This is a genomic window from Ruegeria sp. CL6 (genome assembly GCF_056536465.1).
The window spans coordinates 58,639-72,878 of record NZ_JBQFPR010000007.1; the positions used below are offsets into that span (position 1 = coordinate 58,639).

General features: G+C 53.5%; 9 protein-coding genes. 3 read left to right on the forward strand and 6 right to left on the reverse strand.

Going from position 1 to position 14,240, the window contains the following annotated elements:
• Positions 1-5: 5 nt before the first annotated feature.
• The 6 genes from ACR0LH_RS17505 to ACR0LH_RS17530 all read right to left on the reverse strand — a co-directional run bounded on the left by ACR0LH_RS17505 (position 6) and on the right by ACR0LH_RS17530 (position 9,150).
• Entirely contained in the window at positions 6-1,307 is a 1,302-nt protein-coding gene (locus tag ACR0LH_RS17505) for an HlyD family type I secretion periplasmic adaptor subunit (RefSeq protein ID WP_170382239.1), read from the reverse strand.
• Positions 1,300-3,237: an ATP-binding cassette domain-containing protein gene (locus tag ACR0LH_RS17510; RefSeq protein WP_170382241.1), complete on the reverse strand. Its 1,938-nt coding sequence runs from the start codon at positions 3,235-3,237 to the stop codon at positions 1,300-1,302. Before ACR0LH_RS17510 ends, ACR0LH_RS17505 begins: the two co-directional genes overlap by 8 nt.
• The gene (locus ACR0LH_RS17515) at positions 3,237-4,655 is read right to left on the reverse strand and encodes an ABC transporter family protein (protein ID WP_170699619.1); all 1,419 of its coding nucleotides are present in this window, start codon (positions 4,653-4,655) and stop codon (positions 3,237-3,239) included. The genes ACR0LH_RS17510 and ACR0LH_RS17515 overlap by 1 nt, the downstream gene beginning before the upstream one ends.
• 949 nt (positions 4,656-5,604) lie before the next feature.
• Positions 5,605-6,090: a transglutaminase-like cysteine peptidase gene (locus ACR0LH_RS17520; RefSeq protein ID WP_170560174.1), complete on the reverse strand. Its 486-nt coding sequence runs from the start codon at positions 6,088-6,090 to the stop codon at positions 5,605-5,607.
• A gap of 510 nt (positions 6,091-6,600) precedes the next feature.
• The gene (locus ACR0LH_RS17525) at positions 6,601-7,545 is read right to left on the reverse strand and encodes an aldo/keto reductase (RefSeq protein ID WP_480721894.1); all 945 of its coding nucleotides are present in this window, start codon (positions 7,543-7,545) and stop codon (positions 6,601-6,603) included.
• A gap of 288 nt (positions 7,546-7,833) precedes the next feature.
• Complete coding sequence (locus ACR0LH_RS17530) at positions 7,834-9,150, reverse strand: tetratricopeptide repeat protein (protein WP_480721895.1); 1,317 nt, start codon at positions 9,148-9,150, stop codon at positions 7,834-7,836.
• Positions 9,151-9,579: 429 nt separating this feature from the next.
• Between ACR0LH_RS17530 and ACR0LH_RS17535 the strand changes: the two genes are divergently transcribed.
• The 3 genes from ACR0LH_RS17535 to ACR0LH_RS17545 all read left to right on the forward strand — a co-directional run bounded on the left by ACR0LH_RS17535 (position 9,580) and on the right by ACR0LH_RS17545 (position 14,222).
• On the forward strand, positions 9,580-11,310 hold the full coding sequence (locus ACR0LH_RS17535) for a sulfatase-like hydrolase/transferase (RefSeq protein WP_480721897.1): 1,731 nt from the start codon (positions 9,580-9,582) through the stop codon (positions 11,308-11,310).
• A gap of 316 nt (positions 11,311-11,626) precedes the next feature.
• Positions 11,627-12,259: a tyrosine-type recombinase/integrase gene (locus tag ACR0LH_RS17540; protein WP_480721994.1), complete on the forward strand. Its 633-nt coding sequence runs from the start codon at positions 11,627-11,629 to the stop codon at positions 12,257-12,259.
• A gap of 226 nt (positions 12,260-12,485) precedes the next feature.
• A complete protein-coding gene (locus tag ACR0LH_RS17545; protein WP_170382256.1) occupies positions 12,486-14,222 on the forward strand; it encodes a PGN_0703 family putative restriction endonuclease in 1,737 nt (578 codons plus the stop codon).
• Positions 14,223-14,240 lie beyond the last annotated feature (18 nt).

The window sequence follows — 14,240 nt, forward strand, 5'->3', positions numbered from 1 at the left end:
TCTCCTCACCTCTCAGTCAATGCCAGGTCGAGATTGGTGTAGATGGGTTTCCAGACATACTGAAACACGGTCTTGGCACCGGTCTTGATATCGGCCTCGCCGGTCATTCCGGCGATCAATGTAAGTCCGTCCTCTGCATCGCGGAAATGGTCGCTGTCCAGCTGCACAAGGACTTCGTAAAATGCTGTTCCTCGCTCATCGACTGATGTTGTTGGCGAAACTTCCTCGACCTTGCCGGGCAACGCGCCGAAGCGACTGTAATCGAAGCTGTCAATTTTCAATCGAACGGGTTGCCCGACTGAAACGAAGCCGACATCGCGCGGCGACAAGCGACCGCTGAAACGATAGCCGCCATCGGCGGGGACAATTGTGACGACCATTCCGCCGGGATCGATGACATCGCCGATCGTGTCGTCGGGGATCGACTGGACTACCCCGGAAACGGGCGACCGAATCTCTGTCTCCGCGACACGGCTCTGAAGGCCGGCCGCTTCGGCCTGCAGTGCACGCCGCTGGGAATCCGCTTCGGCAATCCGGCTACGGGCCTTGGCATACTCATCCAGTTCGACCTGTGTCAGAGACGCCTGCAGCTCGGTAATCTCGGCCTCGGCAATGGTTCGCCGACCGGCGAGCTGGGCAAGTTCGAATCGATACTGCGCTTCTTGCTCGCGCAGTTCCGCGAGCTTTGCGCGTCCGCTCAGTCCCCGATCCCGCAGGTCCTGTTGAACGGCACGCTCCTCCTCGGTGACTGCGATCTGTTGAATGAGTTGGGGGCGTTCTTCATCGATGGCTGCAATCTCGGCGCGCTTTTCTTCGATCTGCGACTGGATCACTGAGCGTTCGGCGCGAATGAAGGCACGAGTTGCCGCAAGTGCAGCCGTTTCGCGTTCCACGAGGTCATTGAAATCTTCGGCATGGGCCGAGAAATTCGGTTCCCGCCCCTCTGCAAGCGCGAGAAGCCGCTCGATTTCAAGCGACAATCCCGCAATACGCGCTTCAGCCGCCCGGAGTGCCGATTGTGCCTCCGCCTGATCCAGAAGCGCCACGATCTCGTTCGCTTCCACCATCTGACCTCGCGTCACCCGCAGCTCGGCCAGTTGACCTCCGTGCCGGCTTTCAACCCGCTTCACCTGCGCGATGGGTTCGATTTCCCCGCGCGCCTTGGAGATCTCGTCCACCGGCGTGTAGACCATCCAGATCACCAGTGCGGTCAGACCGAGCAAAACGACAATCGCCGCACGACGCATCCAGACGAAGGTCGACGTATCGTAAAGGTCGAAAGGTTGATCTCCGCGATTTTCACCCATCGCTCTTCTCCTCCGTCGAAGCTTCTGCTTCTGGCTTTTCTGTCTGAACGGGCCCGCAATAGACGACGTTGCCGGCGTCCAGAACGATAGCGATATCGGCATGCGCCGCGAGTTCCGTGTCGTGGGTTGCAAGGAAGATCGTAGCCTTGCCGCGCGTTTCGTCGATGAACTTCGCGATCTCGGTCACAGCGTCCTTACCACTCGCGGCAAGCGGATCATCGAGAACGAAGAAACTGCTGTCATGTCCGACAATTGCGGACCACGCTATACGTTCTATCTTGGCTTCCGCGGAAAACCCAGCGCCGGGCTCCGTTCCACTTTGATCCAGCCAAAAGCGCTTGTCACCACCGACGTAGGCGCATCGTGCGTCGATCTCGTCGGGATCATATTGGGACATCTGACGCCCGTTTAGTGTCAGGTTTCCGGATTGCGGGCTGAAATGCCCTGCCACGAGCTGCAACAAGGTCGATTTGCCCGACCCGTTCGGTCCCATCACAACGACGACGCTGCCGGCGGGCACATCGAATGTTACGCCGGTCACGGCAGGTGGCTGACCGGCTTCGTAGCGGTAGAACAACCCCTGAGCGGCCACAGCGGGCGCCTCAGGTTCAAGCGCGATTTGGAGATGAGCCTCTTGGCCTATCGTTGGCGCGCGGAGTTGTGTCTCAAGAGAGTTCCAGCCGTTGCGGATTGCTTTAAGTCGCGGGATCGCAAGGAACAGCGATTGCGCTGGACCGGTGATGCGCCAAGTCAGCAACATTGTTCCGATCAGTGTTCCTGGTGACAAATGGCCCTTCAGCGCGAGATCGATTCCTACGACCAGTGTTACGAGCGCGGTGCCGGATCCAAGCGTGGTCGCGATTGCAGACTGGGAGCCAATCTTTGTCATCGAACGGTGCGTGTCGCGCGCACTTGAGCGCAAGGCTGCATCGAACCGCTGAAGCCATTTCTCGCCCAACCCGGCGCGTTGAATAGCGCCGTTGGCGTCGACCAATTCCCCAATCATCTGCGTGCGCCTCATGGATTGGCGGGCGGCAAACGGGTCCCTACTGCCGGTTCCAGCGTTCATCAACAAACCGAAACCAAAAAACATCAGGAGGTAGATCGCGGGAATGATCGCCATGCCTCCGCCAACAATCACCAAAGCGGCAAAGGTCAACAGGATAAACGGTGCATCATAAATCGCCGTGATATTCGGGGAGGCGAACAGGTCAGCGGCGCGTTCACCTTGTCGGACCTTCATGACAATCGCACTGCCCGAGTTGCCGGCCGCGTTCGATACAGGCGAGCGGAGCGCCTTGCCGGCCAGCAATGTCGAAATTTGTCCAGAAAGCGAGGCGTATTCTGCGGCAGCAAAACCGGACCTGACGCGGCGCATTGCCAGCATCGTGATCAAAACAATCACTGCACCCGATAACAAGGCCGGAAGCGAGTCGACGGCGCCGCCTCCCAGTACCCGATCATACACCGTCATGGTGAAGAAGGGCACCGCAAGAGCGCATAGGTTAATGACCAGAGATTGCCACGAGACATGCACAAAGGCATCACGCGCGCGAGACAAGATATTGGAATAGGTGACCTTGGCGGCTTCGGCTTCGGGGAGCACACGCAGATACAGAAGCGGCCCCTCAAGTGATAGATTTTGAACAGCTTTGTCGCCCTCTCGGAACGAAGCGAGATCACCATCACGTCTTACGACGCCAAACCAGTTGGTGCCGTCTGTTGCAATCAGCGCGCCGTCGTGTCCGTCGCTCCAGGATGCCGGAACGCGCTTGTGAATTGAAGCGTGAAGCCCAATTAGGTTACCTGCTCGCGCCATATCGGACAGCGATGACGAGAAACCTCCGAATGCCGCCTCTACCGCCTGATCGGAGTGGCGCCCGTCTAGATATTTGAGAACGGTTTGGAGGAAGTTGGCGGCTGCTGACATTACTCGACCCCCTCGATCCAGTTTTTCGGGTTTTCGAGGCGCTTGGCATCTTCAAGACCGGCGAGAAGCTCTTCAGACGATGTCTGTAAGAGTATCTTGAAATCAATTGCGCGGGACAGCAGGAACTCCGACAGGTTCCTCACCGTATCGACATCGAGCAGCGCTTCGGGTGACTCGATAATGACCAGCCCGGGGCTGCCCGCGAATGCCTGTACAATCGCGGCGCGCTTGGTGCCGCCATCCGAAAGTGGCCGGCCGGAAGATGCGAGCACCGTGTCGTAGCCATGGGGAAGTCGACAAACGACGTTGTCCAGTCCGATCTCGCGCGACAGGGACAGTGCTTCTGGCTCTAGATCCTTGTCCAAGCGGGACAGGCAATCCATGAGCCTACCAGCCAACAGCCGTGGCCGAGCAGATACGATCCGAACTGTCTCCGAGTCCGACAGGTCGCAGGGCAAGTGGTCGACTATGGCTTCCAGCTTTTCAGACACCGTTTGATGCGGTGAAGCTTCGAGCACCCAGATGCCACCGCCAGTCGAGTTCAGGTATTCGGTCGTACGGTGCGACGGCTGACGCTCGCTCTCTCCACTGTTTTCAAGGATCGCCTTCGACTGCTCCGCCGCGACAGCGGCGGGCTGGGCACGCAGGCCCGTCGCCGCAACACCTATAAGCTGTGATGCCGCCCGAGAGCCAAGCAACGTGCAGGCGGCAAGCCCGCCGGTTGTCATCTGCCCTGCGAGCACCTCTACGGCGCCCAACCAGACAACGCCGACCGTCGAGATCAACGCGCCACTCTGCAAGAGGTCAAATTGAAAACTGCTGATGTTCTGTGTCGTTCTGTTTGCTTTCAACTGGACAGAGCGATCGTGAGTCAAACGGGCAAATGTCGAGCCGAGGCTGATCAGCGTCGTCGTGTTTGAGGAAGTGTTAGCGAGCGCCGTGACACTGGCCTCGTACTTTGCGCCCGACAGCAGTTCCTGCTGCAGGGCAGATCGATTCCGCGGCGCAACCACAAGGAACGCGATCACCGAAACGGCAGCGACCAACAAGGGCGCGGCGACAACGATTCCGCCGAGATAGGCGACCAGAGCGAGGAAAACGATCGAGAAAGGCGCATCGTATCGGGCCAGCATTGTTTGACCGACACTCTCATCACGCGCCTTGGCGGGGGCGGAAGCAAGCAAAAGAGCATCCTCCCGGCTGTGATGGCCTTTAAGAAGTTGTCGAGCGGTATGAGACCAAAGCCTGTGTTCTTCCAGTGCCGACCACCGAGCAAACACGCCGGACCTTACATATCGAAGCATTCCCGAAAACACCAACGCGACAACAACTGCCGAGAAAATGACGATTGCAGATCCGGCTGCCTGATTCGGCAAAATCCGGTCGTAGACCTGCAGGAGAGCCAAAGGAAGCGCCAACGCAAGTGCGTTGATTCCCAAAGAGACAAGGCACACAAAAACCCGCGAGTTTGACTTCATAGCGGGAGCGCGATTGGTTCGCTTACTTTGATATGCCGTGTTGGTACTCATTGGCTTTTTGATCAGATCTCAAAAAAAGATTTACCTAAACGTATCTTGAGAAAAAAAGGAATCAACCGGAGAACGCGGCTGGGCGAAGATACCAGTCCAATGCTCGGTCGCTTTTTCTTACGAGCTTTTTCTGCAGGAACGCCAGAAGAAGACTGCGGTGGGGCCGGGGTCTGACTTGCAGGTGCAGAAGTCGACGGCAAAGTGACGCTAGTCGATGCGAACAAAACAGAAATCAATCTGCAGAATTTTGAAACTGCGCTATTAGTTCGGCTGGTTCTTAAAGTCAGGTTCTAACTACTGCATTGGGTCATTTTGCGTGTCGAATAGTGCTGATACCAAGTGTAGATAACAACTTGATCGACCCCAATGCGAACCGAAAGTCAGACTATTGTTGGAACGTCCGATCGGCCTCGAGAGCCATACGTTCTCTATGTATTCCGAAGCCTCTTTCTCTATTTGATTATTTTGAACAGGAGAAGGTACTGGGGCCTTCCCTTCATTGCTTATACCGGCTCCCAAGTCCCTCAGCACCCATGCCAGATTTCGGCTAAAACCCCCACATGCGGCCAGTTCTCAAGTTAAACTCTTCTCCCACAGAGATGGTGCCGAAAATCGGATGTTTGCGCCTCGAAACTAACTCTATGTGGAAGTTTCCGGCCCCTTCTTGACCCACTCGGATCAGATCAAAGCAATTGCAAAAATTGACGTAAAGGGCCAACGAATATGGTGCTGGCTGCAATAAACCGGATCATGTCTTTCTTTTCAGTTTTCTCACTGAAGTCTGATATTCAATACGAGTGCTTTGAGCCGATAACATTGCGGTTACCCAGACTAAGGGTCATCGATCCTGCAGGACAATATCCCATCGCGCTGGTTCGTTGGGGTCTTGTGCCTCGATAAATGCGTAGTGGGTTTTGTTCCAAGGAAGCACCCGGTTGGTCAGGTTGTCCAACACATAATCTCCTTTGGATGTCCTAACGACTAGTACCGCATGCCCTTCGCGGTGAAGATCCAACACGGTAGCGAGAAGTAAGTGATCCGGAGAGATGCCCAATTTCTGAAGCTCTACCTTCTTGAGCATCGCGATGTCTTCGCAATCTCCGCCTAAGTGCGAGGGCAGTGCCCACTTTTCAAGAACGTGATACTGGCTCTTGTCAGACACCTCTGGAGTTTTTTGGTTAATGCTTTGATTTACTTTTTTTATCTTCTTCCATTCAGCATCGGTAATCTGATGAGGGTTCGGTGATTTTTGACAAATTGGCGGATAGCTCGAGCAAACACTTTCAAACCCTTTTGGCGCCGGCCATTCTCGACCCAAGTGCATGATTGTGTCCGCAATAGATGTAGTCGAAAGGGTACAAAGAACACCACAAAGACCAGCCAAAAAATCTAACCGCATAGTCATTTTTGACGATTCTTCCTCAAAATATCCAAACCAGTTTATGTCCGGCGAAAGCGCAAAATCAAATCTTGATCATCGGAAACTTCGATCTTGAAAGCGTTTGGTGATCGAATCCCAAGACAAAAGCAGACTGCACCACAGAACTTATCTGAAGGAAACCGCCAAGATAGCTGGGCACAGTTGCATCGCCTGAAATGAACGGCTGCTTAACCTGCCCACCTGATGGATTAATGCTCTCCCGTCTAAGTTCACGCACTGCGGCATCGGAAGGGTTGGCAATTGGCCGCTTGTGGGCAGTTTGCATCACCTAGTGTAGTTCGACTGAATGGCAGCTTTGTCCGCATAGCAGTCGTTCAGGCCGAGTGCAGCGAATGACTACTCGGAGCCCAAAGCGGACAATTGGAAGAATAGTATTCTATCTTCAAATCGACTCTATGCTTCTGGGTCGCTCGAAGTTTTGTCGAGCTCAGCGAGTTCCTCCCAAACGCCTTCAGGGATGGACCACTCTGCCCATTCCATTGCCTGTTGAACATGCTGAGGCCACGTAACTCCGCAAATCGTCAAAGTGATATCTTCGTCTTTTAACGAGTATTGCAAGGCTGCAGCACCGACTGGAACATCGTAATGACCGCATATCTCTTCGACTGCACGTATTGGCGCAAGTATTTCATCATCTGCTGGTCGATAAACGTAGAAGCGGTGGATCGCACTGCCTCGGGCCAATACACCTCCTGAAAAAGGTGCTGCGTTCAATATCGAACAGCCTCGTGATTTTGCGAATTCAATCAGAGGTGCCGCATTGTTATTTACCAGCGTGTGCCTGTTGTGTGTCAGGACTACGTCAAAATCCCAAGCCTCCAAAATTGGCGTCATTAAGTCGACACGTCCCGCAGCGATTCCAACAGCCTTTGCCAAACCTTCGTCCTTGATACGAAACAACTCTTCAATCGCGCCACCGCTTCCTTTGACCTCCGATAAGTCGCTGGCGTATTCAACATCATGGATGTGGAGAATATCAACGCTGTCGACACCGAGAGCTCTAAGGCTTTCCTCAAATGATTTTCGTGCTTGGGATGCATCGAAAGCGCCGGTTTCCAGATTTCTGTCGATCTTGGTGGAAAGCACTCGTCCACCCGGCCACCCGCCAAGCTCACGAATGACTTTCCCGATGCGCTCTTCACTTCGGCCCATGGCATAGCAACGCGACGTGTCCAAGAATGCATTTGGCTGCGAAAGAATTGCCTTAATGGTACCAATCGCTCGGTTTTCGTCGACTTCATAACCATAAATTTCCGGAATACTGCCCAATCCTGTAGACCCAAACCCGATCCGAGGGACCCGTATCCCAGTCTGACCAATCTCGCGCAACTCCGCCATGCCATCCTCCCAATAGGTTCTGGAATTTGCAAATGTTGCGCGATCAAATTCTTAGAAACAAGTCAGTCTTGCTGTCGGAGTCATTCGTGGGAGGCGCTGCACTCGTTCATGCAGTCCAATTATGAAGCTTTTCCGCTAAATGGCAGCTTTGTCCGCACTACGTTCACTGATGCACTGCGCAGCGAATGGCTGTTTCGAGCCTAAAGCCGAAGTTGCAATTGCATCGAATTGTACAAAATGTGTTGACTGGCAAAAGCTCGGCCTGCCGCTTTAAAAGCTGGTGCGCACTCACCCCTGACGCCAGCCCGCAATCTCAAGTGCTTCGAGGACATCGTCGGCGTCGGATGGGTTTCGATAAAATGTTGGGAACACTATTTCAGGGCGGAAGTTGGGATATGTCTGGCTCAGTTCGAAAAAATGTTCTTGAGCTTTTTCAATGTTACCGAGACGCGCGTATGAGGCGGCAAAAAAGACCAACGTTGGTGCGCTCACAGGGTCGCCTTGTTCGATGGCTTTTTGGAAAGAACTGATTGCATCCTGATAGTTCCCAAGGTGAAAAGACGCCACTCCAAAAATGTTCTTTCGTCCCAGACGCTGGCCAGCTTCGTCGAAAGATCGTTCTGGAGCCGTTGCCGCCGCGCTGTCTGCAAACCGGCCGGAAACAAACATTATGAAGCCATAGGTGTCGAGAACATTCCCGTTGTTCCGGTCCAGCTCAACGGCGAGCTCGGCGAGACGGATCGCGTCGTCAAAGTCCCTCCGTGCGAAGCTGACCCATGCTTGCCCTGCCTGTGTCCAGCCCTCCTGTGGGGCAAGCTCTACAGCGCGATCAGCCATGGCTTGCGCCGAATTGAGCAGGTTTTCCTTTTCGGCATTTTCAGGTGTAAGCAGAGCGAGTGTACCAAGGGTATGTGCGGCACTAGCGAAACTTCCGAAATAAGTTGGATCCAATTCAATAGCTTCGTTGAAGAGTGATAACGCCAGTTTTTGCCGACCGGGATCCAAAACAGGGAACCGCAAGTCGCGACCTTGAAGATCAAGGTTGGCAGCTTCCAGAGATGCGAGCGATTTCTCTCGAAGAGCCTTGCGCTCGTTGAAGCTATTTTCACTGTCCATAGCAGCATGTGGTGGTCTTGTTAGACTTATGTCGGACAAGGTCAAAAGCATTGCCAAAGCGACAACTGCCAAAGCTCCCACGACCGCTGCCAATTTTAGACTGGTGCCAAACGAATTTTTTACGGTTGTTGTTGGCGTTTCTGTCGCAGCCCGTTGTTCAAATCGCGGTATGTAGCCGCCAGCATCCAGATGTATTCGTATCGGATCATCTAGACCTTCTTCGCGATAGTAGTCATCTAACTTTCGTCTGACCCTTCGCGCTTCGACGCGCACAACGTTGTCGCTATCGGTTTCAGCCGGATCCCGACCAAAGACATCGGCTGCAATCGTTTTGCCTCTTATGCCCTTCGCTCGTCCGGCGATGCTCTCTTCAACCACGTATCGTAAAAATTGTATGGCGCGGTCGGAGTTTCGCATTGCGTTGCTTGCAACAACTTTGGCAAGAGCTTCATTTCTTTCATCTTTCGTTGGCATTGTATCGGGTTTCATTTTACTGCCATATCAGATGCTTGAGAAGGTGTCAGACTTACTTCGCCATACGAGTCTCACGGTAAGACACTTACTATCAATGAGGCAAATTGGCTACTCGGACGGCAATACAGAGCTATGGCCGAGGAACAATGGACTGCCCCGAACAACTCAAGGTTCTTTTTCCGAAATACCAGCGGGCTCTTACTGACCTGCTGACTAACGATCCCGCTTTCAGGGACACGGTCGCCGATTATCGGCAAATCAAACAGGACCTTTCATGTGAATTGGCCCGAGTTGAAGGTGCGCGGACCGCTGTTGTTTCAGACATGTCAGCGGCAATCAAGGAACTGCAGGAAGACATCAGACAAGCGCTCGAAAAATACCGACCCCGCACTTGACGCTTCATTCCATGCGCCAAGCAAATCGACCAAACAAAAGGACTCGTAAATGAAACCACATTCAAAGCGTATGTTACGCTACTCTGCGGCCATTGGATTGGCGTGCACCGGCGCTTGGTTGGCCCCAGCATATGCTGAAACCGACATCGTGCATGACGCCGATTACTACATTCTCAAGGCTCAACTGGGTGATGTCTGGGTTGCTGAGGACGGCGAGATAGATCAAAAACTGGCTGCTCTACGTGAAAAATTTGGAACACCGCCAAACATCATTCACATCATGTGGGATGATACGCCGGTTGGCGATGTTGGGTTTCCATCGTTGCAGAAACTACGCGGTCTGGAAACGCCAAACATCAACCAATTGGCCGCAGAAGGTGCAAATTTCCTGAGGATGTATACGGAACCTTCTTGCACGCAAAGCCGTGCGGCGGTGATCACAGGAAGGCAACCGATCCGTAACGGATTGACCGAGGTCGGTTTCCCATATGAATATGGCGGACTGGCGGCCAACGAAGTCACTATGGCCGAAGTTCTAGGGCCGGCGGGATACAACACGGCATTCTTCGGCAAAGCACATATCGGGGACGTTGAAGAAAGCTACCTCAATCGCCAAGGCTTTGATGAAGCTGTTTGGTCGCCCTATAACCAGTTTCCGATCATATACGGTCCCGAAGCCGAGATCGCCGGTGGCGTGTCCCCGACAACTACAAATCCGGAAATTTATCCCGAAGATCCATATGACATCGACAAGGGATGGCGTACTACGGACCACCCTGCGATCCTGGCAGGGGAAAAAGACGGACCGGTACGCGAACTTGTGACCTCGGGCGATTTGGAAGGTTGGTTCCGCGAAATGGAGCTAAACAAAGACCGTCATATCGCCTTCATCGACAAGAGCGTGGAAGAGGGCAAGCCATTCTACATCGCGCATTGGCCTCAATTGATTGCCTTCGTTCCCTACCCAGAAAGACAAACTCTGTCGGGCGGTTTTTTGCAGGAGGGGCTGGCGCGTTTCGATCCATTCATCGGGCGCTTGATGGATCATCTTGAGGCCAAAGGGATTGCCGAGAACACGCTGGTTATTCTGATGGCGGACAACGGACCCATGGTACACAATGGTCCTCCGGGTATGGTTGAGACCTTGTATCGTGGCGGAAAAGGTGACTTTCTCGAAGGCGGGATCAGGGTACCAGCCATGGCTTGGTGGCCCGGCGTAATTGAAGCCGGTCAAATTGTGGGCGATATAATCCATGAGACGGATCTCTTCACGACATTTGCTCGTCTTGGAGATGCTCTCGATAACGTTCCAACGGACCGCGTCATCGATGGTGTAGATCAGACGTCGCTATTCCTGAATGGAGACACGCACAGTCGGCGCGATTGGGTACATATCTATACCGGCGAAGTTTACGCTGCATCCGTCAAGGGGCGTTTTAAACGCCATTGGATTGGGAACCAGCCTGGATTGGCAAAAGCGTCTTACTATGACCTGTACAACGATCCGCGAGAAGTCCAACCGAAGATGCTCCCTATGTTCCCGACAAAAGGAATGTTCGACGTCATGAAAGCGCGACACGAAATGTGGATGGAGGAATACCCCAACAACGAAGAGGCTTTCGGGTTCCCGTTTACAGGCATTGAAAACGCGCGTGCCAAAACACTGGAACACGCCCAACCGCGGTTCTCACCGGATGAGGTGCCATTCGATGTGGAAGGCGCGTTACGACGCGCCCGTCAAAACAGCGAATACCTTGAGCAGTATTGGGGACTGCAGTAGTTTCATTTTGTACTTCCGCCGCTGTGAAGGTGGCGGAAGTACATCACCTTGTCTTTCGGAAAAACAAGGCTGACTTTTGCGCAATTCATCTACCGGTGCGTTTGTATTCGCTCCGCCGCCAGTGTCAGCTTCATCCGCAAAGCGGTCATAGGCTCGTATTCATCGGACGTCCGACTTTATCAGAAGTGGCCATTGAGTATTTTAAACTGCAGTTTGAAATGCGCGCGATCGGTTTCTGTGATGGCAAAGACAGTAAAGTGCGCTGGTTGGCAGGGTGCCGATGCCTGGCGTGGGAGGGCTGGATGGAGACTTCACCATGTCCAGTATTCAGCTTCCAATAATCAGACCGTCTCAACCGCCGTGGAACAAGAACCGACTAATTGGTCAGAAACGTCCACTCCTGCCAAGACAGGTTTGGGCAATTCGTGCGCGGCTCGAACTCGCCGAGAACCCGCGCAACCTTGTGCTGTTCAATCTTGCTATCGACAGCAAACTTCGCGGTTGTGATCTTGTTCGCATGAAAGTGGCGGATCTGGTCGTTGCCGGAGCAGTTCGAGACCGCGTATCGATCGTCCAGAGCAAGACAGGCAGGCCAGTTCAGTTCGAAGTGTCCGAGAACACGCGAAGATCGATTTTTGAGTGGGTCAGATCGCCCGCCATGCTTGGTCGCGAGTTCCTCTTTCCAAGCAGGTTCCACAGTTCTTCGCACATTTCGACTCGGCAATGCGCACGTCTCGTGCACAGCTGGGTGGCGGTCATCGGACTGGATCCTTGTGGGTACGGAACGCATTCTCTTCGGCGGACAAAAGCTGCGCTGATCTATCGGAAGACTGGCAACCTTCGGGCCGTCCAGCTCCTGCTTGGACACACCAAGGTTGACAGTACGGTCAGGTACCTTGGGGTCGAACTCGACGACGCGTTGAGCATCTCGGAGAAGATCGACATCTGACGGTTTGACGGACGGCAGCAGCCGTTCGTCATCTCAAAACGGGTTCCGAAGTTTAGGCGCGAACGGCCGCTCCTTCGGATACCAGACTTTGGATTATTTGCGTTAAATGACCGCCATGCGGACAAAGCCGACTTTGGCCATGATGCGCAAAACCATGGTGAACTTGGAAAGCTCATTTGATTATTGAAGGGCCTGACAATGAGCGAAGCGTCGCTATAGTCGGCTTATGGATACTGATCTGTTGTTTTCCCGCCGCTGGCCAAAGTCTTCACTGGCCAAGGATGTCGCGCAGATCGACATCGTTCCCTACGCTGAAGCATATCTTAAACTGAAGGCACAAGCTCCGGCGCGGCCACCTAGCCGGGAGTATCTAGGGTGTCGAAGCGGATACCCGAGCACGACAGGAAAAACGAACCGACGGGAAGAACACTTTGCGATTGCGATGGTCAACGCTCAGCAAAACTGGCTGCTACCGAACGTCGTCCAGTTTGAGCTAATCGACTATCAAGTTCCTTTGAAAGCCAGCCGCGCGGATCGTGAAATCGGAAAAATTGACATGTTCGGTATCACCGAGCACGGAAGACCGGTTGTGGTTGAGCTTAAGGTAATCGGGCATGCCGGAGGGCCCAGTGACCCACCACCAGTCGCGTTACTCGAGGGGTTGCGATATGCCGCAATCATTGAGGCCAATCTAGGCCGTATCGCCGATGAATGTCGCAACAAGTTCGGTCGAGAGATGCTGCTGGAGCGTCCGGAGATTGTGATACTTGGAGAAACCGATTGGTGGTCAAGTTGGTTACATGACAACGCAGACTTAACGCTGGCTTTGGAAGAAAAAGCGCAGGGTTTATCGCAATCATTGGGTCTCGGTATAAATTTTGCCTCAATCCCCAATGCCGTAGTTCAATATGGTGAACAGACGATCGCGCCCAGACTAAAACCACTGGGTCAACTGGAATACCCGTCGTTTTTGCCCAAGAGTGCAAACGTTGCTTCGCATGGAAAGGTATACGACGTCCGCCAACATGAAGAGTTGCTCCACAAGGTGTGGTGGGAACACGCAAAGAAATTGTCGCGAGACGATCTTGACGGTCGCGAAGGAACGAGAAGACCGCCTGTAGCATCAGCAAAAAAGCCCGATCTAAACCTCATGCTTCCTGAAGAAGAGAAACGGGCTGCACAGATAAAAGCAGAAATCGCACCTCAGAACCGACATAAGCACTTTGGATCTTTCAAAAGTTCTCAAGCATTGGCGCAAAGCGTGTTCGGTGCATTCAAAGCCGCTGATTGTTTGGATTTACTTGCGCAGGTACGCGCGGAATGTGGAAGACCTGCATTTGGTGCGCAAACCACACTGGCCAAGATGTCTATGGAGGTGGATGTCCGTACCATGAATGAACCACGTTCCACTCAATTGGACGTTTGTTTGGAAATGGAAGATTATCGCGTAGCGGTCGAATGCAAGTTCTGCGAGCCTGAGTTTGGAATGTGTTCCCGCGTTCGCGCCTCTAAGACTGAGACGCCAATTTGCAATGGTAGTTACACGCGGCAACAAGGTCGGCAGGCAAGGTGCGCGCTCTCCGAGACCGGAATTACCTATTGGGACCACATTCCAAGTGTTTTTGACTGGGACACCCTGGAAGACCTGTCCCCGTGCCCGCTGTTGCCGACCTATCAGATTGTTCGCAACGTGCTTGCTGCAATTGTTGACGGTGAAGGCAGCGTGCATCCTTCCAACGGACATGCAGTTTTTGTGTACGATGCTCGAAATCCGGTCTACCGCCCAGGCGGAGAAGCTGACGATCAACTTAGGTTAGCTTTCGCAGCTTGTCGTGTCCCGGGCCTTATCCGACGTGTGACTTGGCAGGAAATTGTACGGGTGTGCACTTGTTCGGAGGACCTAGTTTGGTTGGTCTCCAACCTAGAAAGAAAGCACGGCATACGCCCAAGCTTGGAAAACTGACTGAGCATTTTGGGCTCA

Bases quoted from the DNA above. Each gene is read 5' to 3' on its own strand.
- ACR0LH_RS17510 (WP_170382241.1), bottom strand. From the start codon at position 3,237: ATGTCAGCAGCCGCCAACTTCCTCCAAACCGTTCTCAAATATCTAGAC.
- ACR0LH_RS17535 (WP_480721897.1), top strand. From the start codon at position 9,580: ATGAAACCACATTCAAAGCGTATGTTACGCTACTCTGCGGCCATTGGA.
- ACR0LH_RS17530 (WP_480721895.1), bottom strand. From the start codon at position 9,150: ATGAAACCCGATACAATGCCAACGAAAGATGAAAGAAATGAAGCTCTT.
- ACR0LH_RS17540 (WP_480721994.1), top strand. From the start codon at position 11,627: ATGTCCAGTATTCAGCTTCCAATAATCAGACCGTCTCAACCGCCGTGG.
- ACR0LH_RS17505 (WP_170382239.1), bottom strand. From the start codon at position 1,307: ATGGGTGAAAATCGCGGAGATCAACCTTTCGACCTTTACGATACGTCG.
- ACR0LH_RS17520 (WP_170560174.1), bottom strand. From the start codon at position 6,090: ATGCACTTGGGTCGAGAATGGCCGGCGCCAAAAGGGTTTGAAAGTGTT.
- ACR0LH_RS17545 (WP_170382256.1), top strand. From the start codon at position 12,486: ATGGATACTGATCTGTTGTTTTCCCGCCGCTGGCCAAAGTCTTCACTG.
- ACR0LH_RS17525 (WP_480721894.1), bottom strand. From the start codon at position 7,545: ATGGCGGAGTTGCGCGAGATTGGTCAGACTGGGATACGGGTCCCTCGG.